The following is a 20,934-nucleotide window of genomic DNA, read 5'->3' on the forward strand; positions in this document are numbered from 1 at the left end:
ATGTTATTTGGATCGCACCGGATAGCGCTCGCCTTTCTCGTTTATCAGGATCAGACGACCACCGTTGCGAACATAGAGATCACACCTGTTGAACCCATTTTGGAACTCTGTGCAGACGCTGCCATCTTCTGCAATCCGATATGTTCCAAACGCAGTCCCACCGCCGTTTGCCAGCGAATAAGTATAGGAATAGGCACCTCCGGCAGAGTATTTGGATTGACCATCATCATAGAACGTCAACGTTTGGCCAGGGAGATTTTTCAGTTCTTCGTGGCTGAGAGGGACGTCCCCAGGACGGGTATGCCAATCGGCTGCAGCGACCGGGGTCGCGGACAACAAGAAAAATACGGCGACAGTTTTCATTGGGCGATTTTGGCGCACATTGCCTTGGACAGGGAGTAACGATGCGGTGAGCAGACCGACTTAAGGCCGCACGCTGAACTGAACCCGCAGGCGCATTTGGCCGGTCCCTTTTCGCGAATAGAGCATCAGCTGATCTTTTTCGATCAGAAAATCACAACGGCTGAACACCTTTCGAAGGCTGACGCAAAATGCGCCGTGCCATTTGAACTGAACCATTCCAATTGAAATCCCATCGCCAAACCGTTCCCTCAGCGAATGCGCGTGGTGAACTGGTGCGTGTCTGGTCGAAGTGTCAAGCAGCAGGGATTTAGACAAACGAGGAGTGGTCGGGTAGGCAGTTTCGCCGCCCATAGACCAGAACTGCGCAGATTGGATGTCTTGCGCCTGCGACGGCGCGGACATGATCGCCAGAACACAAAACATAAGTACAACTAACATACTAAGATGATAGCAGAAATCTTGACGTTTTGCCACTTTGATTGTCTAGGCGACCATCGCCTCGGCTTTCTTGAGGTCGACCGAGACCAACTGGCTGACGCCCTGTTCCTGCATAGTCACGCCAAACAGCCTGTCCATCCGTGCCATCGTCACCGCGTGGTGGGTAATGATCAAGAAACGGGTGTCGGTCTGGCGGCACATTTCGTCCAGAAGGTCGCAGAACCGGGTCACGTTGGCATCGTCCAACGGTGCGTCCACCTCGTCAAGCACGCAGATCGGGGCTGGGTTGGCCAGGAACACGGCAAAGATCAGGGCCATTGCGGTCAGCGTCTGCTCGCCCCCCGACAGAAGGCTGAGAGTCGAAAGTTTTTTGCCCGGCGGCTGACACATGATTTCCAGGCCGGCATCCAATGGATCGTCGCTTTCGACCATGACCAGATTGGCCTCGCCGCCGTTAAACAGATGCTTGAACAGCATAGCAAAGTTGGTGTTCACCTGCTCGAACGCCGTCAACAACCGCTCGCGCCCCTCACGGTTCAGGCTTGAGATGCCACTGCGCAGGGCCTTTACCGCCTCTTCCAGATCGGATTTCTCGGAATTCAGAGTATCGTATTCTTCCTGAACCTCACGAGCGTCCTCCTCGGCTCGCAGGTTTACCGCGCCCATCGCATCACGCTGACGCTTGTGGCGGTTCACCTCGGCCTCCAGCGCATCTGCCGACGGCATCCGGTCGGGATCGACATCCAACTGGTTCAATAGCTGGTTGGGGGTCAGTTGCTGATCCTCGGCGATCCGCTCCGCCGCGGTCTGAACTGTTTCGCGCGCCGCCTCGCAACGCGCTTCGGCGGCGGCCCGTGCCTCGCGCACTTCGGAGGCCAATCGTTCCGCCTCACGCTCAGCCAGAATGGCGGCGCGCTGTTGGTTTTCGGCCTCAGCCAACCGATCAGCTGCTTCGGCCCGTCGCGCCTCGGCGGCTTCGATCTGTTCGTTCAGATTTTCGCGGGCCTCTGCAATTTCTCCCGGCAGCGCCATGGCTTCGGACAACTCCTCTTCTGAGGCTGCCTTTCGCTCGGTCAGTTCCCCAATCCGCTTGCCTGCAGTTTCAAGCCGATGCCGCCAGCCACTCAGATCCTTCGCCACTTCCTGAGAGCGGCGCGTGCGCGCCTCGCCCTCGCGGCGCAATTCGTCATGGGTCGAACGGTGGGTCAACATCGTGATCCGCGCGGCTTCGACTGTCTGCTTGATGTCCTCGACATGGGCGCGGGCGCTGTTGACATCGCCCAAACTCGCCAAGGCGCCCTCGGCCTCGCGCAGTTGCACGCGGGCGGCCATGGCGTCTTCCTTGTGGCGGTCCACTGACAAGGACAGGGTTTCCAGCTTGCCCTGTGCAAGATTTCGATCCGCCTCAGCACGGCTGAGCGAGCGGGCGGTTTCGGCCACACGCTGATCGGCAGCGCGGCGCGCCTCGCGAGCGCGGCGGTCGGCCTCGGTCACTTCGGCCAGTTTGCGCGACAGGCTGTCATGGGCGGCTCGGGCACCATCGGCCTGTGCTTCGGTGCGGGCCAGTTCCTGTTTCAGCGCTTCGAGACGGTTCAACTGTTCCAAGCGCATCGCGGCAGCACTTGGCGCATCTTCGGCCCAGGTACGGAATCCGTCCCAACGCCACAGATCCCCCGATTGCGACACCAGTCGCTGCCCGGGTTTCAGCAGGGGCTGCAGCCGCGCGCCCTGTTCTGTTTCGACGATGCCGATCTGAGCAATACGTCGGCTCAGACGGTCGGGACCCGAGACATGCAAAGCCAACGGTTCCGCTCCATCCGGCAAATGTTGGTCTTCATCATAGCCGGGCACCTTGACCCAACCGGACGGGCCGTCTCTTTCGACCACCGGAGCACGCAAATCGTCAGCCAAAGCCGCACCCAAAGCTTTTTCAAAGCCAGGATCGACACGAAGAAGGTCCATCACCTGCCCGCCCTCGGCAGTGTCGCGTGCCACAAGCTTGGCCAATGCGCTGGTTTCAGCGCGGATCGCGCCAAGTTCACCTTCGGCCTCTGACCGCTTGGCGCGCGCATCTGCCTCGCGCGCTTGCGTATCGCTGCGCAGTTCATCGGCAGCGGCGAGCGCCTCTTCGGCCACTTCGGCGGCTTCGCGGGCTTCTTCTTCGGCCTCCTGAGCCGCCCCGTACGCCTCCTCCGCGCGGCTTAGCGCTTCGTGGGCGTCGTCCATCGCGGCACGAGCCTTCTCCTCTTCGGTCTCCGAACGCGCCAAAGTCTTGCGACTGTCTTCGACTAGGCGCTGCGCCGATTGGTGGCGGGCGACGAGGCGGGCCATATCCTCGGTTTCCTGAGACAGGTGATTTTCGCGTTCCTGCAGTACCGCCGCCGCTTCGCGCGCGGTTTCGGCAGCCTCGGCAAGCTTGTCACCATGACCTTCGGCGGCTTTCGCGAGTTCGCGTGATTCCCATTCCAGCCGCTCTATGGTTTCGCCCGCGTCACGATTCAAGCCGGTCTCGCGCTCGATATCGCGGGCCAGTTGCAGAATGCGGGCCGTCAGGGTTTCGATGGTCTGACGGGCGCGGGTCTCCTGATCGGCAAGCGCATCGCGCTGAACCTGCTGGCGCTGCAGGATGGCGGCAGCGATTGCCTCTTCCTCGCGCAGTGGTGGCAGAACCTCGTCGGCTTTTGCACGTGCCGCTTCGGCCTGCCGCGCCCCGGCCTCGGCCCTCGACGCCTCGGTAATACGTTCGCGCAGCTTGTCCTCAGCCATTTGGCGGGCAAGATCTGCTTCCTTCCAACGGCGATACAGCAGCATGCCTTCGGCCTGGCGCAGCTGTTCTCCGATTTCGCGATAGCGCGCAGCCTGTCGGGCCTGGCGTGCCAATTGCGCCAACTGCGCACCCAGTTGTTCCAACACATCATCGACGCGGGTGAGGTTGGTTTCGGTGCCTTTCAGCTTCAGCTCGGCCTCGTGCCGGCGCTGATAGAGACCCGAGATCCCCGCCGCCTCTTCCAGAATGCGACGTCGCGCCTTGGGCTTGGCGTTGATCAGTTCGGCAATCTGGCCCTGACGGACCAGCGCCGGCGAATGCGCACCTGTCGAGGCGTCAGCAAAGAGCATCTGAACGTCACGCGCCCGAACGTCCTTGCCGTTGGTTTTGTAGGCACTGCCGACATCTCGGGTGATGCGACGGATAATTTCCAACTGGTCGCTGTCATTGAAGCCAGACGGGGCCAGACGTTCCGAATTGTCGATTGTCAGCGCCACCTCGGCGAAATTGCGGGCGGGCCGGGTGGCGGCACCTGCAAAGATCACGTCCTCCATCCCGCCGCCGCGCATCGCCTTGGGACGGTTTTCACCCATTACCCAGCGCAGTGCCTCAAGCAGGTTGGACTTGCCGCAGCCGTTTGGGCCGACCACGCCTGTCAAACCGTCCGCTATGATCAGATCGGTCGGATCGACGAAGCTTTTGAAGCCGGTCAGTCTGAGCTTGTTGAAACGCAACGGTGGACCTGTCCCTTGATTCCCGTAGGTGTCCGAGTCTGCGCAATGGAAGGGGCCTGTGTCAACGCCGATACGCTGTATATGGCGCAATCGCGCCAGTTATCCACAATATCTTGCCAATTCCCCCAGTTCAGGATCTTGCCAATTCCCCCAGTTCAGGGACCTTAGTAAGGGTAGCACTCAAAATCTGTGTAGTAGGGACCGGCGACTTCGAAACAATCGTAGTTGGGCGTGGACCTGGCAATCTGCAACAGCTTCTCTCCTGTAGCCCTGTCGCATCCGAGAATGCCGGTGGTCACGGCGGAATCGCCCAGAACGTCCAGAACTTCGCATCCGGAAACCTGGGCCATCGCCATCCCTGCGCGCTGGCGGATCGGCCCCAGCCGGGGAGCGTATTGACCGTTGACCCGAACAGCCTCAGCCAGATTGCCCCTTACCCTCACGTCGAATATACTGCCGTCGATATCGACACGCGTTGGCGTAACGCCCTTGAAATGAGGGGTGGCTGTCGCGCAGGAAGCGAGGAGGACGAAGGGCAGACAACGCAGCATGCCTACCAGTCGCAGTTATTGGTTAACGGAATGTTTCCAACGAGCTATGCCGACAACAGGACCTGACTCAACCGACGGATGCCTTCCTGAATCGTTGGTTCGTCCGAACAGGAGAAACTCAGCCGCAGGGTGTTGGCCCCGGACCCGTCGGCAAAAAACGCCTGGCCGGGAACAAAGGCGACCTTGACGGTGTCCAGCGAACGTGCCAACAAATCTGCCCCATTCATCTCTGCCGGTAACGTAACCCAAATGAACATGCCGCCCTCTGGACGGGTCCATTTCACGCCGTCTGGCACGTGCCGCACCAAAGCGTCCAGCATTGCATCCCTCCGCCGTTGATAGACGGCACGCAGCTTGGGAATGTGCGTTTCAAAGCAGTTTTCCGCGACGTGGGCGATTGCCATCTGGTTGATAGTCGAAGAATGCAGATCGGCCGCCTGTTTCAGCAATACCATCTGCGATATGACCGGCTTGGCCGCAACTGCCCAGCCCACGCGCAAACCCGGAGCAAGGGTTTTCGAAAAACTGCCACAATAGATAGTGCGGCAGTCTTCAATCGACCCTTTCCGCTCAATTTCCAAGGCGAGCATCGGTGGTACGTCTTCGCCATCATAGCGCAGCGACTGGTAGGCTGCATCCTCGATCACGGCGCAATCCAGTTCTTCGGCCAAATCCAGTAACGCCTTGCGTCCGCGAAGATCGACGGTTTCGCCGGTCGGGTTGGCAAAATCCGGTGAGAGATAGGCGACCTTGACCTGCCCACCCGCCTGACGCGCGGCATCTTGATAATCCAACGCGGGACGATTGCCATTTATCGACAATTGGTCAAAACGCGGTTCGTAGGCATTGAATGCGGCCAATGCCCCAAGATATGTGGGCCAGCCAACCAGCGCTGTGTCCCCCGGCGACAGGAACAGCTTACCCAGATAGTCGAGCGCCTGCTGCGAACCTGACGTGATCAGGATGTTGTCGATGTCGCAAACGATCCCGATTCGGGCCATCTCTTCTGAGATCCAGCGCCTCAACGGGTGGTATCCTTCGCTTACTGAGTATTGTAGCGCCTGCGCCTGATGCGCAGGATCAAGGGTCGTGGCAAACGCCTCGGCAAAGGCGTCCGCGGGGAAAAGCGCCGGGTCAGGAATACCGCCGGCAAAAGAGATGATGCCCGGCTGGTCCAGCAGTTTGAGCAACTCGCGGATTTCCGATGCCTTCATGCGAGACGCACGGGTTGCAAATATCTGGTCCAATGACATGGCTTTTCTCCGACAATGCGATTGCAGAGCCTAGGAAGGCCAAAAATAAAGTCAATAAATCTGACCTAATGTTTCAATCCTCGTGATCAGCAAAGGACCGATCTTGCGAAATCTGACGCCCCGTGGTCATGTGTTCTTACCAATTCGAACGAGTTCTGCATGCCTTTCCAGAAAATCCAGTCAGAAAAACTGTCTACAGCTGTCGTCCGTCAGATCGAATTGCTGATCCTCCGCGGGATCCTGCGCCCGGGTGAGAGGCTGCCCTCGGAACGCGAACTTGCCGAGCGACTTGGTGTGTCGCGACCGTCGCTGCGCGATGCAATTGCCGAGTTGCAGGAGCAGGGACTGCTGGCCGCCAAAGCAGGTTCGGGCATCTATGTTGCCGAGGTTCTGGGGTCGGCGTTTTCCCCTGCGCTAATTCGGCTGTTTGGCACCCACGACGAGGCGGTGTTCGACTATCTGTCCTTTCGCAAGGATATGGAAGGCTTGGCCGCTGAGCGCGCCGCGCGGCTGGGATCGGACAGCGACCTGAAAGTGATCCAGACAATTCTGGACAAGATGGAAGCCGCTCACAAACACCGCGCGGGCGACGATGAAGCTCAGTTGGACGCACAGTTTCACATGGCCATCATCGAGGCCAGCCACAACGTCGTGATGCTGCACATGATGCGGTCAATGTTCGATCTGCTTCGCCAGGGCGTATTCTATAATCGAAAAATCATGTTCCATCAGCGCACAACGCGAGAAGCAATCCTGGGCCAGCACAGGGCCATAAACGCCGCCCTGCAGGCGCGAGATCCAGACGGTGCACGCAGCGCAATCGAGCGGCATCTCAGTTTTGTGGAGCAGTGCCTTGCTGACCAACAGAAGGCCGAACAGAACGAAGCCATTGCGCGGCAGCGCTTGCAGCATGAGACCGGGGTTTCATAACCCTCTGGACACAATCCCTTACTTATAAACGCGTTTTTTCATTTCGTTGTAGTCCTGCTCTCCCAGACTGGACTTCCGGAACTGGCGGTCCAACCTCCGCCGCTTCCAACCATTCGGCCATTTGAGGTTAGGTAATGTCGTGAAAGCGTAGACATCACCTTTGATCCGAATTTTTTTCATCCCCAGTTCGTCGGCGATCAAATCCAGACACTGTTCTGAAAAGAAACTGATGTGCTGGCCGGTTTCAAAAGCCCAGTACCACCAATCAGTCTCAGGAATGGCGGTCGGATCAAAACAAGTTGCCGAAAAAAACAACGTATCGAAACCAAACTGCTTGCGCGCATCCCGAAGGTAATCCAGCGGGTTTGGCAAATGCTCGAGCACTTCGAACGCCGCCGCCACTTGATACTTCCCTCCATCGGCTTCAAAACCGCGTGCAAGCAAGTTGTCGGCATACGGGTCCGACCAGTGGAAATTCAACCCGTTGTCCCTTAGTCCGCGGACAAGAAGCCCATAGCCGGCTCCAATATCAATTCCTCTGGCTTCATCCAGCCCATTGGCTCTCATGGCGGTGGACACGATACGGATGTTTGCAAGATTGCGTGCCAGAATCCCCGTGTCGGTCAGGGCAATCGCATCGCTATAAGCCTCATCCAGCCAATGCGGGCCTTCGACCCAGATGTAACCGCAGCTGTTATCCAAAAAATAGTTCGCCTCGTGACGCCCAATGACCTTCTGATTGAACAGAAATGATCCTTCCTGACCTGTCAGCGGAGATTTGGGCATGCTCAGTCTTGTCCATTCATTTCGATGGGTAGATGGGCTGGAAGAGGCGCCCCGCTTCCCTCTCCCAGATGTTCAGAGGGTGCAACTGTCGTCAATCCCGGATCGATATAAAGCCGCGCTCCGCGAGACAACATGAGCTGATGCAGCATGACATGTTCGCAAACTAAACGGCCGTCACCATCTCGACAATCGTATTTCAACCCCTCAAGCCTCTTGGTGCGATAGAGGCCCAATCCGGCGAACGCACTTTGAACCGGGATCATCTGGGCCTCTATGGGTATGTGATACTGGCGACCGAAAATTACATCCTTCAGTAGTTGTTGCCGCCACCGGCGGCGATGAAACAACGGTTTTCTCGAAGAATGAATACGTTGCCAGACGTCTTCCTCACACCAACCAGCGCATCGCAAAGCATAAAGATCATAATATGCCGGTAAAGCGTTCCCGAACACGCCATCCCAATTTGGCGTTCCACGCTCCAACGCCCTCAGAACAGAATCCGCGCTTAGGTGCGTGTTGGGTCCATCAAGGTCGAGAATCAGCGTCGCATCGTAGAGAGGTTGCACAGAAAACAACCGCTCCAAAACCGCATTTCGAGCAAACGTAATCCGTTCCACCCGGTTCGGTATTTCATTCGACAAGCCATCAAGTGTGAGGATTTCGGCTTGCGGCAAGCGGTTAGCAAAGCTTGCAAGAACCTTTCCCGTTCCATCGGAATTGTCATTCGTCGCGATTACTATCCGGCTTTGATCCAGTCGTCCGCACAAATCGTCGATCCGGGCAAGCGTTTTGACCAGCGCATCACCACCGTCTCGTACCACGCCAATAATATTTAAAGATTGCGACAACATCTATGACAGCCAAACTCTAGCAATGCGGGTAGATTTGGCAATAAAGAAACGGCCCGAAGGCCGTTTCCAATCAATGCAGCTTCGCCTCGACGTCCGCGATGGACGCGTCGATCAGCTTGTTGGCCTGCGCGGCGGTCATCTGTTTGGCCAGAACCTCGCCAGCTGCGGCCACGGCTACCGAAACGGCCTGGTCACGCACTTCCTTGATGGCCGAGGCCTCGGCGGAAGCGATCTGATCACGCGCAGCAGCCAGACGGCGGGCGATGGACTTCTCAAGATCGACCTTGGCCTGCTCAGCGGCCAGAACAGCATCTTGCTTGGCTGCGGCGACGATGGCGTCGGCCTTTTCCTGCACTTCACGCTGCTTGCGCTCGTACGAGGCCAGCAACGTCTGGGCTTCTTCACGCAGTGCGCGTGCTTCGTCCAGTTCCGCCTGGATGCCCGCGGCACGGTTATCCAATGCGCCACCGATCATCGACGGCACCTTGAAGTAGAACAGGACCGCAATGAACACAAGGAACGCGATGAGCACCACGAAGTCGGTATTGCCCAGTGAGAAGAACGGGCCAGTGGCAGCAAAGGCCGGGCTGGCTGCGCCTGTAGTCAGGATAAGGGCAAGAATGTTGCGCATGACTCTTATCCTTTCACTCGTGTATCGACGGCACCAGCGATAGCGCCGGCATCGGCCTGACCACCCAGAGCGGCAACAAGCTCGGCCGCCGTATCCTTGGCAACCACCTGAATGCTCTCCAGCGCACCGGCACGGATTTCGGCGATCGCCTTTTCCGATTCAGCCGCCTTGGCTGCGATTTCCGCATCTGCCTTGGCGATGGCGTCATCCAGATCGGCCTGGATTTCCGCACGGGCCTCGGCAGCGATACGCTGTGCCTCAGTCCGGGCATCGGCCAGCGCTTTGTTATAGGCATCTTCAGCCTCGACCGCCTTGGCCTTCAGGTCTTCGGCTGCGGCGAGATCGTTGGTGATGGTTCCCGTCCGCTCGGCCAGAATTGCCGCAATACGGGGCAGAGCCACGCGCGACAGGACCAGAAAGACGACGACCAGCGTAACGACGAGCCAGAAGATCTGGTTCGGGAACCAGTCAAAGCAGAGCTGCGGCATCCCGATGGCCGAGCCATGGGAATCCACGCATGCGCCTACAATTTCTTCGGCAATGGGTTCAGTCGCCATGTTGTCCTCCGTCGGAACGTTGTCTTTACAACAGGTGGGCCGCTATGGCCTGGGCCCACCTGCGCGTAAGGATCAGGTTCCGCAGATTAGACGGCGAACATCAGCAGCAGCGAGACCAGGAATGCGAAGATCCCCAGCGCTTCTGCGAATGCGATACCGATGAACAGGGTTGCAGTCTGCGAAGCAGCTGCCGAAGGGTTGCGCAGGGCGCCGGCCAGGAAGTTGCCTGCAACGTTGCCCACCCCGATTGCGGCTGCGCCGGAACCGATTGCTGCCAGGCCTGCGCCGATGTGTGCGAGATCGCCTTCCATGATGAGTTCTCCTTACGATTTGGAAGTTTCGATGTTAGGTTATCGTTCCTGTGTTCAGGGTAGCCCCTGATCAATGATGCGGATGCAGAGCGTCCTTGAGATACACACAGGTCAGAATGGTGAATACGTAGGCCTGGATGAAGGCCACCAGAATTTCGAGACCGTACATTGCGGTGATCGCCAAAATCGAGACCGGCGAGATCACAGCGACAGCGGCAAAACCTGCGAACACCTTGATCACCGCGTGGCCTGCCATGACGTTACCGGCAAGACGAATGGAGTGACTGACAGGGCGCACGAAGTACGAAATCAGCTCGATAACCGCCAGGATCGGACGCAGCGCCAATGGCGCGCTGGACACCCAGAACAAGCTCAGAAAGCCTGCGCCGTTCTTGACGAAACCCAGGACAGTCACGGTCAGGAACACCGATAGTGCCAACGGAATGGTGACAGCGAAATGTGATGTCGTCGTGAAAGAGGTCGGGATCAGCCCCAGGAAGTTCGCGGTGACGATAAACATGAACAGTGTCATGACATAAGGGAAGTACTTGACGCCTTCCTTGCCGCAAATATCCTCAAGCATCTTGTAGATGAAGCCATAGGCCAGTTCGGCAATCGACTGCATCCGCGTCGGGACGATACCGCGCTTGGAAGTGCTCAGCACCAGCAGGCCGATGATCGCCAAAACCGCAAAGAACATCCACAACGTCACGTTGGTCGGCGTGTACCAGGCAATCGCGTCACCGCCAAACAGCGGCTTGACGATAAACTGGTCCATCGGGTGGAAAACCAGGCTGCTGCCTTCTGCGGCGTGTTCCGCGCCTTCGGCTCCGTGTGCTGTGGTGGTCTCGGTCGCCACGTTCAGTCCCTCTCGTCCTTGCCGGCCTCAGCATCGGCCGCTTTCTGTTTCGCCTGAACCTCTTGCGCGCTGCGGAGCATGACTTTCACCCCGGCGGCAAGGCCCAGCAATGTGAAGAGCACCAGAAAAATCGGGATTGTCCCGAACAGGCTATCCAACCCGTATCCGATGCCAAATCCGATCCCGAGACCGGATACCATTTCGATGACCATCCTCCAGGCAAGTTCGCCGCCGGATATGTCAGCGTCCGCGCGAGGCTTGGGCTGTTTGGCCTTTTTTGCCGCGTCGATCTTGGCCTCAAGCTGCGCCATACGCTGCTTTTGGTCATCTTCGGTCACAGGCGTTTCCTTCGCACAGTCTTGGACATGGTGCTAAGGGCGCGACGGGGCAGAGTCAACGCCGTTGATTGCGGCAGATGAATCGTCATAACAAACTATTATTAAATGATTTTTTCAAAAATCACACTTGTCGACCTTTGACGCCCGCCGCTCTGTTAGCGCCAAATACCTGGATTCCACATATTCAACCAAATGGTTGACGAAAATACACGCATGTGGTTCTGCCAGAGCATGAACGATGATCTCGACACCATTTTCTCGGCCCTTGCCGACCCCACCCGGCGCGCCATTCTGGCGATGCTGCTAGAGGACGACATGGCCGTGACGGACGTGGCCGAGCCATTCGAAATGTCGCTCGCCGCGATCTCGAAGCATCTGATGATCCTCACCCGCGCCGGCCTGATCTCACAGGAAAAACGCGGGCGGGTGAAATGGTGCAAACTGGAACCGGACGCAATGCGCGATGCTTCGGTCTGGATGCAAGGGTTCGGGCAATTCGAACCAGTGAATCTGGATGCATTTGAACGTTTTCTGAGAACTGAACTGGACAAACAGCCCGGCGAACAGGGCTAGGCTATACGCCTTGAATTGCCTCAACCGAGACTATGGCGCCGGACGCGTCCGCCCGACACCGCCAAAGCGTCGTGGATCCCGCAACACTCACAGTCAGTGAGGTTCCCGCTGAATCCGCGTCAATCGAAACAGTCTCGACACCGCTTGGCCGTGTAACGCTTTCTGCTGCGACCAGCGCCTCACAACTTTCCTGCAGCGCCGACTGTTCCTGCTTGCTCGTCGATCCACACGCCACAACGACGCCCAATATCAGCGTCATGCCATATGCCTTCATGTTTGCCCTTCCCCGATTACCTGTTCGCATGATGACCGCAACGCTGCCATATTCTCCAACAAATTCAAGCCTCAATCCGGAATACTGATCGAGCCTGCCTGAACCGACGTGCGTCCTTTTAACAAGAGCAGCAAAGCCAATACGGTCAGCGCGATTCCGACCAGCACCAGCGGCCCCGGAACGCCTTTGCCCAAAGCAATTTCCCATAGGATCACCCAGCTTGGCGTTAGATATGTATAAGCCATCACCTTGGCCGACGGCAGGTGAAGCGTCGCATATTGCAACAGCACGAAAGTGACCGCACTGGCACAGATGGCGACATAGAAAAGGCCAATCCACACGATGGCAGGCAGAGCCAGCCAATCCGTAGCAACCAGATCCGACCAACCATATGCTGTGAGAAGGCAGCATCCCGCCAGCAGCATGCCAAATGTAAACACCACCGGCGGCTCTCCCCGGTTCAACTTGCGCACCATTGGGGTATAGATCGCATGGGCCACGCAGCCCCAGAAATAGATGACTTCGCCCTGCCCGATCTCAAAAGCTTTGAATGCAAGCCAATCCGCACGAAAGATGACCCAAAGCGCGCCGATGGCACCGATCAAGAGCGCCGTTGCCATATAGCTTGTGGTAATCTGCCGCAACAATATCCAGCCCGCGAGTGCCGACAGGATCGGAGTCAGGGTAAACACGGCCGCAGCACTGACAGGAGGCGCGGTTTTCAGCCCCTCGAACATCAGCACGAAATACGCCGCAAACAACCCGCCCAGAACGAAATATCGCCAAGGGGCCTTGGCTGCACCAATCGGAAGGCCGGTCGTCATTGCGGCCGCCACTCCGATAACGACAGCGGCAATGACAAAACGCGCAGCATTCAGAGCGGCAGGCGAAATCTCGTTTGCGATCATCGATCCCAACGAAAAGCTGCCCGCGACCAGCGCCGAAAACGCCAGCATGGCCAGATGGCCGCGGGTCTCGGGGCTCATGTTTTCCAGTCCTTGGCCCGTTGTTTGATGAACTTCAGGAACGCCTGAACCTTTGTCGTCCGGTGCAGATCGACATGCGTGACCAACCAAAGTTTGCCTGACCATTCGGGCAGAGGCTCCATGACCTCGACCAACTCAGGATATCGGGCCGCATCCCATCGCGCCATGAAACCGATGCCTGCCCCGGCCAGCACTGCCTCACGAGCCGAATAGTTGTTCGTGCACCGAAAACCAATCGCCTCATTCGGCGCGTTCTGGCGCAGCCAAATGGCAAAGGGCGCGCGACTGTTTTCATCGTCGTATCCGACAAAAGAATGGTCTGCAAATTCAGATATATCCTTTGGCAATCCATTGCGACCCAAATAGGATTGGCTGGCATAAAGGCCGACATCCTGCGGGATGAAGGGTTGCACGACATTGTCCGGCTGATCCGGGGCCGCCCCTGCACGGATCGCAACATGAGCCTCACCATATTCCAAACGAAACAACCTGTCGCCGGTCAGATAGCGCACGATCAGGCCGGAATGCAGAGCCCTGAACTCTGAAAGAACCGGCACGATCAACGGCGCCAGCGACGCCAAAGACGTAACCACCAACTCACCCGACACATCATCGCCACGCCCCTTCATCCGGCCGGCCAGCTGATTGAACTGATCCTCGGTTGCCTGCGCCACCCGTAACAGGTCTTCTCCGGCCTCGGTCGGCGTGTAGCCACGCGCGTGCCGCTGAAAAAGTTTGACACCCAATCGCGCCTCGATCGCGTCTATGTGGCGAATAACCGTGGCATGATGAACACCCAGCACATCGGCCGCACCGCTGACGGTTCCCATGCGAGCCACCTGATACGCGGTGCGCACTTCGTCCCAATTGTCCATGATACGTGCTTTCCAATGTGCGAATTCCAACAATAGCTGTTAATATATCTGAGTTTTGTTCGCTGATGCAACAAACATATGAGGCGTATCACATGAATTCGCCAACCACTGGATATCACGAAATGACCCGCACAATTCTCCACATCGACGCTTCGGCCCGCCGCACCGGCTCAACCACGCGCGATCTTTCAAACCGTATCGTCAAGCACCTCGGTGCCCAGCGTATCATCCGTCGCGATCTGGCGACACCTTTGCCGCTTCTGACCGAAGACTGGATCGACGCCAACTTCACATCGAAAGACGATCGCAGCGCAACTCAGCAAGACTTGCTGTCCCTTTCGGATGAATTAGTCAGTGAATTGCAGGCCGCTGACACTATTGTCATAGGTTTGCCGATCTACAATTTTTCGGTCCCCGCCGCCTTCAAGGCATGGGTAGACCTGATTGCCCGCGCCGGTCTTACCTTTGCCTACAGCGACTCCGGCCCTCGTGGGCTTCTGGACGGAAAGCGGGCCATTCTTGCCATCGCTTCCGGTGGCACCGCTGTCGACTCGGAAATCGACTTCGCCACCGGTTATATCCGCCACGTTCTGGGGTTCATCGGAATAAATGACATTGACATCATCGCCGCCGACAAGATGGCGATTGCTCCGGAAATAGCTTTGAAATCCGCCCAGGAAGCGGTTGCAAAACTGGCGGCCTGATATCTCCGCTGGCCAAGGTCGGCTTTACCGTCCAATCTGAACTCTGGTTTCATCAATCGGATTGGACGGGTTCATGAAAAAGATCGGCATTCTCGGCGGCGTCGGCTGGGCTTCGACGGTGGACTACTACCGGGCCATTTCCGAAGGAGCAGGTCGGCATTTTGCCAAACTCGGGCATGGCTCGCCGCTTCCGGTGCCACCAATGACCATCGAATCTGTAACTCAGGCCCACACCCGTGCGCTGCGCGGTCAGCCCGGCGATGAAGAAAGCTGGGCCGGTTTCGATGCCGTTTTTCGCAACGCCATGCTGGTTTTGCAAAACGCGAGTTGTGATTTCGCTATCATCGCCTCGAACACACCACACGCCCGGCTGCATGCCATTCGACGGGGTGTCGATATCCCTATCCTCAGCATCTTCGACGCCATTGCCAAAGCCACTGCAGCCACAAAAGCCGAGACCGCGCTGGTTCTTGGAACCTCCGTCACGATGCAGGCCAGAGATTACGCGGACAGGCTCTCGCGGGAAAACATCTCGGCAAATGCGCCCCTGTCCGACGCTGATATCGCCGAAATGCAGGCGATGATTGACAGCGATTTCTACGGCGGCGCGTCTAAGACGGCCCGCGACAGGCTTTTGGCATATTGCGACCGCCACGCCGAACCAGGCACTGCAATCCTGTTGGCCTGCACCGAATTGCCACTGGCCTTTCCCGAAAACTTGGATGACCCGAGCTTCCAAGCCGGTGGGCACCTGTTCATCAACCCTTCTGCCGCCCATGTCGCATCAGCGCTCCAAGAGGCGCTGGCCGACGATTGAGCGACCAGCCTTCATCTTTTAATTGATACTCCCGTCGCAAACACGCGCCGAAAGGCGCGTCATGTCATGTCAACCAGTTCACGGTACACCCGATCCGCTCAAAGAACGCCATGACATCATCTCGGGACATGGCAAGCGTACGGTCATTGACCAGAGGATGCATATAAATAACTTCGGCCTCTTTCGCAGCCGTGTCCATGAAGAAGCTGACCCCGTTTTCAACGCCGTTGATCATCGCCAGCGGACTGACCGCTCCGGGTCGAATGCCCAAATTCTGCATCAGGCGATCAGCAGAGCCAAAGGACAGGTTCCCGACGCCCAGCTCAGCTCCGAGTGCCTTCAGGTCGATTTCGCGGTTTTGCTCCAGCGTCACCAAATAGTTGCGTTTCTTCTTGTCGCGCAGATAAAGGTTCTTGATCCGAAGGGCGTTTTCGTCCGGAACCATGAATTGATCTTCAACGGCCTTCGACTCCTCAACAGTGCGCAGGGGAATATGCTTGTGCAATTTGTAGTTGATCTCCCATGCCGCAAGCTGTTCCAGCAACGCGTCGGAACTGAGCGGGAGACTGTCCTGAAATGCTGATGATGCGTCCATGAAACCCTCCTGAAATCGCGAAATGCTCATGACGCAACAGGTCGCGCAATGCAACCGCTTGATCCACGCGGTCAAACCGGTGTTAACCTCTGGTCATGAAAATCACGCGAAATACTCCCGAACAACTGATCCTTGCCGACACACCCTGGTTCATTGGCATCATGCTGATCTTCTTTATTCTGGCCTTCGTCGGCCCCGGTATTCTGTTGATGAGCACCGGTGGTGAGAACATCTGGTTTGGCTTGGCGTTTGCCGTCATGGGGGGTGGATTGGGGATTGCCGCCTTTTGCGTCTTTATTCGGCGAGTGCAGGTGATATTGGACCGGCACCGCAACCGCATCACCATCCGCCGCCAGTCGGTTTTTGGCTACGAAGCGGTCGAACACATATTGTCGAACCTGTCTCATGCAGAGATCGAAAGCACGACCGCCAAACGCGACAATGGAACAACGACGGTTTATCGCCCCGTTCTGGTTCTACGCGGCGGTATGAGCAAGGGCAGGCACCCAATTGTCGAGACATTTTCCAGCGGACAAGGCTCGCACCGGCTTGTCACGGCCGTCAATGACTGGCTTCCCGCCCGGGAGGTTGACTCAGACGGTAAATCGGCTTAAGCCCGCGCAAACATCCGGAAGTGTGAAACCTTCCGGTCCCTTGAGTCATTCAGGGATCGCCCCCCACCAGCGAGTTTCGCCCGTGGGGGCAATTGTGTATTTAACCGGCGCGACCTAGCTAGGGAGTGCCACATCTAAACCGGCTAAGGAGGCCGAAGGCATGTTTGAAAATCTATCCGAACGCCTTTCCGGCGTCTTTGACCGGCTGACCAAACAGGGTGCCCTGTCCGAGGAAGACGTCAAGACCGCCCTGCGCGAGGTCCGCGTTGCCCTGCTTGAGGCCGACGTCTCGCTGCCGGTGGCGCGTGAATTCGTCAAGAAAGTGCAGGGCCAGGCGACCGGTCAGGCGGTGACCAAGTCGATCACCCCCGGTCAGCAGGTCGTCAAGATCGTGCATGACGCGCTGGTCGATACCCTGCGCGGCGAGGAAGACCCCGGCAAGCTGAAGATCGACAACCCGCCCGCCCCGATCCTGATGGTCGGTTTGCAGGGTTCGGGTAAGACCACCACCACCGGCAAGCTGGCCAAGCGCCTGAAAGAGAAAGAGGGCAAGAAGGTCCTGATGGCCTCGCTCGACGTTTATCGCCCGGCGGCGATGGACCAGCTGGCGGTTCTGGGCGCGCAGGTCGGCGTTGATACGCTGCCGATTGTACCGGGCCAGAAACCTGTCGACATCGCCAAGCGCGCCAAGCAGCAGGCCACTTTGGGCGGCTATGACGTCTATATGCTGGATACCGCCGGTCGCCTGCATATCGACGAAGTGCTGATGGACGAGGTCGAGCAGGTCCGCAATGCGGTTGACCCGCGCGAAACCCTGCTAGTGGTTGACGGCCTGACCGGTCAGGTCGCCGTCGAGGTGGCCGAAGAATTCGACGCCAAGGTCGGCATCTCGGGCGTGGTCTTGACGCGGATGGACGGCGACGGGCGCGGTGGTGCGGCGCTGTCGATGCGCGCAGTGACTGGCAAGCCCATTCGCTTTGTCGGTCTGGGCGAGAAGATGGACGCGCTGGAGACCTTCGAGCCGGACCGGATCGCCGGTCGTATTCTGGGCATGGGCGACATCGTTGCCCTGGTCGAAAAGGCCCAGGAAACGATGGAGATGGAACAGACCGAGCGCATGATGAAGCGCATGGTCAAAGGTCAGTTCAACATGAACGACCTGAAGATGCAGCTGGAACAGATGATCCAGATGGGCGGCATGCAGGGCATGATGGGCATGATGCCGGGCATGGGCAAAATGGCCAAGCAAATGGATCAAGCGGGTCTGGACGACAAGATCCTGCGCCAGCAGATCGCCTTGATCCAGTCCATGACCAAACGCGAACGCGCCAACCCGCAGCTGCTGCAAGCCAGCCGCAAGAAACGGATTGCAGCCGGTTCGGGGATGGAGGTCAGCGACCTCAACAAGCTGCTCAAGATGCACCGTCAGATGTCGGACATGATGAAGAAGATGGGCAAGATGGGCAAAGGCAAGATGCTGAAACAGGCCATGAAGGGCATGTTCGGCAAAGGCGGCCCCAGCCCCGAAGACATGGCAGCCGGCATGGACCCCAAGGCACTGGAACAGGCGGCCAAGGCGATGGGCGGCAAAATGCCCGGCGGTCTGCCCGGCCTGGGCGGCGGCATGGGTCTGCCTCAGGGCCTGAGCGGGTTTGGCAAGAAGAAGTAATGAACGCCCCATCGGCATATCCCTGGGAGGCTCCGGCCACCGGCCCCGCAGCCGCGCTGGCTGCGCAGTTGGGTGCTATGGTGCCGCGCATCGAGACCGCGCGTCTGATCCTGCGCGCGCCCGCACTGCGGGATTTCGAGGATTATGCCGAAATTTTGATGTCATGCCGCGCGCGCTATATGGACGGCCCGTTTGACCGCAAAGGTGCTTGGCAGGACTTCACGCAATACGTGGCCGGGTGGATGTTACGTGGCGCAGGTGTTTGGACGGTCGAAGATCGTGCAGGCGGCGCCGTGATGGGTTTTGTTTCGGTCGCCATGGAGTTTGGCGATCATGAGCATGAACTGGGCTATATGCTGACCGCTACCGCCGAAGGTCGGGGCGTCGCCTCAGAAGCCGTTGCCGCCGCGCGCAGCTTTGCGCTGGAAATCCACGATCTGCCCTCTTTGGTCAGCTATGTTGACCCGGGCAATGTCCGCTCTGCGGCAGTGGCCCGCCGTGTCGGGGCATTGCGCGACACGCAGGCTGAAACTGTCTTCGACGAACCCATTCATGTGTATCGCCATTCTCCCAGTGACGCCAACGGCGGGATGGAGGCATACGCATGATCGACCTTCAAATTCCCACTCTGACAACCGAGCGCCTGATCCTGCGCGCGCCGTCTGTTGACGATCTAGAAGCGGAGGCCGAGTTTTTCGCCTCTGACGCGGCAAGGTTCGTCGGCGGGCCACTTCGCAAGGATGAAACCTGGCGATCGATTGCCATGTTGCTAGGCCACTGGGCAATTCGCGGTTTTGGTTTCTGGGGTGCCGAAGAAAAAGACACCGGCGCTTACGTGGGCCGGATCGGTCTTTGGTTTCCCGAAGGCTGGCCAGAGCCCGAAATCGGCTGGACACTGATGAGCCATGCCACTGGCAAAGGCTATGCGACCGAGGCCGCGCTGGCCGCGCGCAGCTATGCTTATGACGTTTTAGGCTGGGAAACCGCAATTTCGCTGATCGATCCGGCAAACTTGGCCAGCAAAGCTGTCGCCAAACGGTTGGGTGCAGAGTTCGATTACCACTATGAACACCCAAAATTCGGCACTACGGAAATCTGGCGGCATCCCGCCCCGGCTGATCTGGTGAATGGCGGCGTGGAGGCCTACGCGTGACCAACTCCATCCCGACCCTCGAAACCAAACGGCTGATCCTGCGCGGACCCGAACCCGAGGATTACCCGAATTTCAAGGCCACGTTCACCAGCTATCGCGCCCGCTTCATGGGTGGACCCCTGAACCCTTATGAATCGTGGATTCTCTATGCTGCCGAGATCGGCCATTGGCAGATTCGCGGCTATGGCATGTGGATGATCCACGACAAAAAAACCGACAAGACCTATGGCATGGCCGGCGGATGGAAACCGGCGGGCTGGCCCGAGGCCGAGATCGCCTGGGTGATCTGGCCGGATGCGGCGGGTCAGGGCTATGCGCTTGAAGCCACCCACGCGGCGCGGCGCTACTTCTATGACATACTCGGCTGGGAAACCGCCGTAAGCTATATCGATCCGAAAAACCTCGACTCGATCCGTCTTGCGGAACGGCTCGGGGCCCAAAAGGATCACGAGGCAGCGACGATCGACGGCAGCGACGCGGTCTATCGCCACCCGTCGCCGGAAAAGCTGCGCAGCTCGCAGCTGGCGCATGGTATCGAGATGGAGATCGGACACTATGCCGACCCACTGTTCAAACCGAAAGGATGGGCCCTTGACTGAACCCATATCCGATCCCGCAGCACGCGCCGCAGAACTGCTGAAAGAGCACCGCGAAAGCATCGATCGCCTGGATGCGATACTTGTCTATACGCTGGGCGAGCGGTTCAAGCACACGCAGGCCGTTGGCAAGCTCAAGGCAGAACACGACCTTCCCCCGTCCGATCCAGCCCGCGAAGAGGCACAGATCGCACGACTAGAAGATCTGGCGAAAACGGCCGACCTGGACCCCGATTTCGCCAAGGCTTTCTTGAATTTCATCATTCAGGAAGTCATCAGACACCACAAGAAACACCAGGAATAACGGGATGCGTCCCGTCAACGCCATCAAAGGAGACACACAATGGCAATGAAAATTCGTCTGGCCCGTGGCGGCTCGAAAAAGCGCCCCTTCTATCGCATCGTGGCGGCTGACAGCCGCATGCCGCGCGACGGCCGCTTCATCGAAAAGCTGGGCACCTATAACCCGCTGCTGCCGAAAGACAGCGAAGAACGCGTGAAGATGGATATGGAGCGGGTCCAATACTGGCTGGATCAGGGCGCGCAGCCTACCGACCGTATTGCGCGCATGCTCGAAGCCGCTGGCGCCAAAGACAAGGCCGAACGCAGCAATCCGAAAAAAGGCACTCCGGGCAAGAAAGCTCAGGAGCGTGCCGAAGAGAAAGCAGCGAAGGCCGCTGAAGCCGCCGCACCGGCCGAAGAATAAGCA

General features: G+C 58.2%; 26 protein-coding genes. 11 read left to right on the forward strand and 15 right to left on the reverse strand.

The genetic code is table 11. The annotated features are described in order from the left end of the window. Window positions 1–3: 3 nt before the first annotated feature. From ACR0LZ_RS15045 to ACR0LZ_RS15065, 5 genes are all read right to left on the reverse strand, one after another. Window positions 4–363, reverse strand: a complete 360-nt coding sequence (locus ACR0LZ_RS15045; RefSeq protein ID WP_480750657.1) for a hypothetical protein — start codon at window positions 361–363, stop codon at window positions 4–6. 60 nt (window positions 364–423) lie between these two features. Continuing rightward, on the reverse strand, window positions 424–837 hold the full coding sequence (locus ACR0LZ_RS15050; RefSeq protein ID WP_480750658.1) for a hypothetical protein: 414 nt from the start codon (window positions 835–837) through the stop codon (window positions 424–426). Window positions 838–846: 9 nt separating this feature from the next. Further along, entirely contained in the window at window positions 847–4,302 is a 3,456-nt protein-coding gene (locus ACR0LZ_RS15055) for a chromosome segregation SMC family protein (protein WP_480750659.1), read from the reverse strand. A 164-nt stretch (window positions 4,303–4,466) separates the two neighbouring features. Continuing rightward, window positions 4,467–4,853: a hypothetical protein gene (locus tag ACR0LZ_RS15060; RefSeq protein WP_480750660.1), complete on the reverse strand. Its 387-nt coding sequence runs from the start codon at window positions 4,851–4,853 to the stop codon at window positions 4,467–4,469. Between the two features lie 44 nt (window positions 4,854–4,897). Beyond that, a complete protein-coding gene (locus tag ACR0LZ_RS15065) occupies window positions 4,898–6,106 on the reverse strand; it encodes an aminotransferase-like domain-containing protein (RefSeq protein ID WP_480750661.1) in 1,209 nt (402 codons plus the stop codon). Between the two features lie 159 nt (window positions 6,107–6,265). Here ACR0LZ_RS15065 and ACR0LZ_RS15070 point away from each other — a divergent pair, with 159 nt between their 5' ends. Then, window positions 6,266–7,036, forward strand: a complete 771-nt coding sequence (locus ACR0LZ_RS15070; protein WP_480750662.1) for a FadR/GntR family transcriptional regulator — start codon at window positions 6,266–6,268, stop codon at window positions 7,034–7,036. 18 nt (window positions 7,037–7,054) lie between these two features. Here the strand turns inward: ACR0LZ_RS15070 and ACR0LZ_RS15075 are convergent, their stop codons facing one another. The 7 genes from ACR0LZ_RS15075 to ACR0LZ_RS15105 all read right to left on the reverse strand — a co-directional run bounded on the left by ACR0LZ_RS15075 (window position 7,055) and on the right by ACR0LZ_RS15105 (window position 11,369). Continuing rightward, window positions 7,055–7,822: a class I SAM-dependent methyltransferase gene (locus ACR0LZ_RS15075; protein ID WP_480750663.1), complete on the reverse strand. Its 768-nt coding sequence runs from the start codon at window positions 7,820–7,822 to the stop codon at window positions 7,055–7,057. Between the two features lie 2 nt (window positions 7,823–7,824). Further along, window positions 7,825–8,673, reverse strand: a complete 849-nt coding sequence (locus ACR0LZ_RS15080) for a hypothetical protein (protein WP_480750664.1) — start codon at window positions 8,671–8,673, stop codon at window positions 7,825–7,827. Window positions 8,674–8,743: 70 nt separating this feature from the next. Continuing rightward, window positions 8,744–9,304 (reverse strand): F0F1 ATP synthase subunit B, encoded by a 561-nt coding sequence (locus ACR0LZ_RS15085; RefSeq protein ID WP_480750665.1) that lies wholly within the window; start codon window positions 9,302–9,304, stop codon window positions 8,744–8,746. 5 nt (window positions 9,305–9,309) lie between these two features. Next, window positions 9,310–9,861 (reverse strand): F0F1 ATP synthase subunit B', encoded by a 552-nt coding sequence (locus ACR0LZ_RS15090; protein ID WP_480750666.1) that lies wholly within the window; start codon window positions 9,859–9,861, stop codon window positions 9,310–9,312. Between the two features lie 86 nt (window positions 9,862–9,947). Beyond that, complete coding sequence (locus tag ACR0LZ_RS15095) at window positions 9,948–10,172, reverse strand: F0F1 ATP synthase subunit C (RefSeq protein WP_005981269.1); 225 nt, start codon at window positions 10,170–10,172, stop codon at window positions 9,948–9,950. A 70-nt stretch (window positions 10,173–10,242) separates the two neighbouring features. Beyond that, window positions 10,243–11,031, reverse strand: a complete 789-nt coding sequence (locus tag ACR0LZ_RS15100) for a F0F1 ATP synthase subunit A (protein WP_480750667.1) — start codon at window positions 11,029–11,031, stop codon at window positions 10,243–10,245. 2 nt (window positions 11,032–11,033) lie between these two features. Next, a complete protein-coding gene (locus ACR0LZ_RS15105) occupies window positions 11,034–11,369 on the reverse strand; it encodes an AtpZ/AtpI family protein (RefSeq protein WP_480750668.1) in 336 nt (111 codons plus the stop codon). A 231-nt stretch (window positions 11,370–11,600) separates the two neighbouring features. Between ACR0LZ_RS15105 and ACR0LZ_RS15110 the strand changes: the two genes are divergently transcribed. Beyond that, window positions 11,601–11,942, forward strand: a complete 342-nt coding sequence (locus ACR0LZ_RS15110) for an ArsR/SmtB family transcription factor (RefSeq protein WP_480750669.1) — start codon at window positions 11,601–11,603, stop codon at window positions 11,940–11,942. A 345-nt stretch (window positions 11,943–12,287) separates the two neighbouring features. Here the strand turns inward: ACR0LZ_RS15110 and ACR0LZ_RS15115 are convergent, their stop codons facing one another. Beyond that, the gene (locus ACR0LZ_RS15115; protein ID WP_480750670.1) at window positions 12,288–13,202 is read right to left on the reverse strand and encodes a DMT family transporter; all 915 of its coding nucleotides are present in this window, start codon (window positions 13,200–13,202) and stop codon (window positions 12,288–12,290) included. Continuing rightward, window positions 13,199–14,077 carry a LysR family transcriptional regulator gene (locus tag ACR0LZ_RS15120; protein ID WP_480750671.1) on the reverse strand — a complete coding sequence of 293 codons (879 nt, stop codon included), beginning with the start codon at window positions 14,075–14,077 and terminating at the stop codon, window positions 13,199–13,201. The genes ACR0LZ_RS15115 and ACR0LZ_RS15120 overlap by 4 nt, the downstream gene beginning before the upstream one ends. A 122-nt stretch (window positions 14,078–14,199) precedes the next feature. Here ACR0LZ_RS15120 and ACR0LZ_RS15125 point away from each other — a divergent pair, with 122 nt between their 5' ends. Then, window positions 14,200–14,781 carry an FMN-dependent NADH-azoreductase gene (locus tag ACR0LZ_RS15125; protein WP_480750672.1) on the forward strand — a complete coding sequence of 194 codons (582 nt, stop codon included), beginning with the start codon at window positions 14,200–14,202 and terminating at the stop codon, window positions 14,779–14,781. Window positions 14,782–14,854: 73 nt separating this feature from the next. Further along, the gene (locus ACR0LZ_RS15130) at window positions 14,855–15,598 is read left to right on the forward strand and encodes an aspartate/glutamate racemase family protein (protein WP_480750673.1); all 744 of its coding nucleotides are present in this window, start codon (window positions 14,855–14,857) and stop codon (window positions 15,596–15,598) included. A 64-nt stretch (window positions 15,599–15,662) separates the two neighbouring features. Here ACR0LZ_RS15130 and ACR0LZ_RS15135 read toward each other — a convergent pair whose 3' ends face one another. Further along, window positions 15,663–16,193 carry a prolyl-tRNA synthetase associated domain-containing protein gene (locus ACR0LZ_RS15135; RefSeq protein ID WP_480750674.1) on the reverse strand — a complete coding sequence of 177 codons (531 nt, stop codon included), beginning with the start codon at window positions 16,191–16,193 and terminating at the stop codon, window positions 15,663–15,665. A 95-nt stretch (window positions 16,194–16,288) separates the two neighbouring features. Here ACR0LZ_RS15135 and ACR0LZ_RS15140 point away from each other — a divergent pair, with 95 nt between their 5' ends. The 7 genes from ACR0LZ_RS15140 (at window position 16,289) to rpsP (ending at window position 20,931) form a co-directional block, all read left to right on the forward strand. After that, entirely contained in the window at window positions 16,289–16,807 is a 519-nt protein-coding gene (locus ACR0LZ_RS15140; RefSeq protein WP_480750675.1) for a hypothetical protein, read from the forward strand. Window positions 16,808–16,967: 160 nt separating this feature from the next. After that, window positions 16,968–18,476, forward strand: coding sequence for a signal recognition particle protein (gene ffh / locus ACR0LZ_RS15145; protein WP_480750676.1), 1,509 nt, complete (start codon window positions 16,968–16,970; stop codon window positions 18,474–18,476). Beyond that, window positions 18,476–19,084 (forward strand): GNAT family N-acetyltransferase, encoded by a 609-nt coding sequence (locus ACR0LZ_RS15150; RefSeq protein ID WP_480750677.1) that lies wholly within the window; start codon window positions 18,476–18,478, stop codon window positions 19,082–19,084. Before ffh ends, ACR0LZ_RS15150 begins: the two co-directional genes overlap by 1 nt. After that, window positions 19,081–19,629 carry a GNAT family N-acetyltransferase gene (locus ACR0LZ_RS15155; RefSeq protein ID WP_480750678.1) on the forward strand — a complete coding sequence of 183 codons (549 nt, stop codon included), beginning with the start codon at window positions 19,081–19,083 and terminating at the stop codon, window positions 19,627–19,629. Before ACR0LZ_RS15150 ends, ACR0LZ_RS15155 begins: the two co-directional genes overlap by 4 nt. Next, window positions 19,626–20,228, forward strand: coding sequence for a GNAT family N-acetyltransferase (locus ACR0LZ_RS15160; protein ID WP_480750679.1), 603 nt, complete (start codon window positions 19,626–19,628; stop codon window positions 20,226–20,228). The genes ACR0LZ_RS15155 and ACR0LZ_RS15160 overlap by 4 nt, the downstream gene beginning before the upstream one ends. Further along, the gene (locus tag ACR0LZ_RS15165) at window positions 20,221–20,529 is read left to right on the forward strand and encodes a chorismate mutase (RefSeq protein WP_480750680.1); all 309 of its coding nucleotides are present in this window, start codon (window positions 20,221–20,223) and stop codon (window positions 20,527–20,529) included. Before ACR0LZ_RS15160 ends, ACR0LZ_RS15165 begins: the two co-directional genes overlap by 8 nt. Window positions 20,530–20,568: 39 nt before the next feature. Next, complete coding sequence (rpsP, locus tag ACR0LZ_RS15170) at window positions 20,569–20,931, forward strand: 30S ribosomal protein S16 (RefSeq protein ID WP_480750681.1); 363 nt, start codon at window positions 20,569–20,571, stop codon at window positions 20,929–20,931. Window positions 20,932–20,934: the final 3 nt, after the last annotated feature.

The sequence above is a fragment of the Ruegeria sp. CI1 genome (assembly GCF_056536925.1).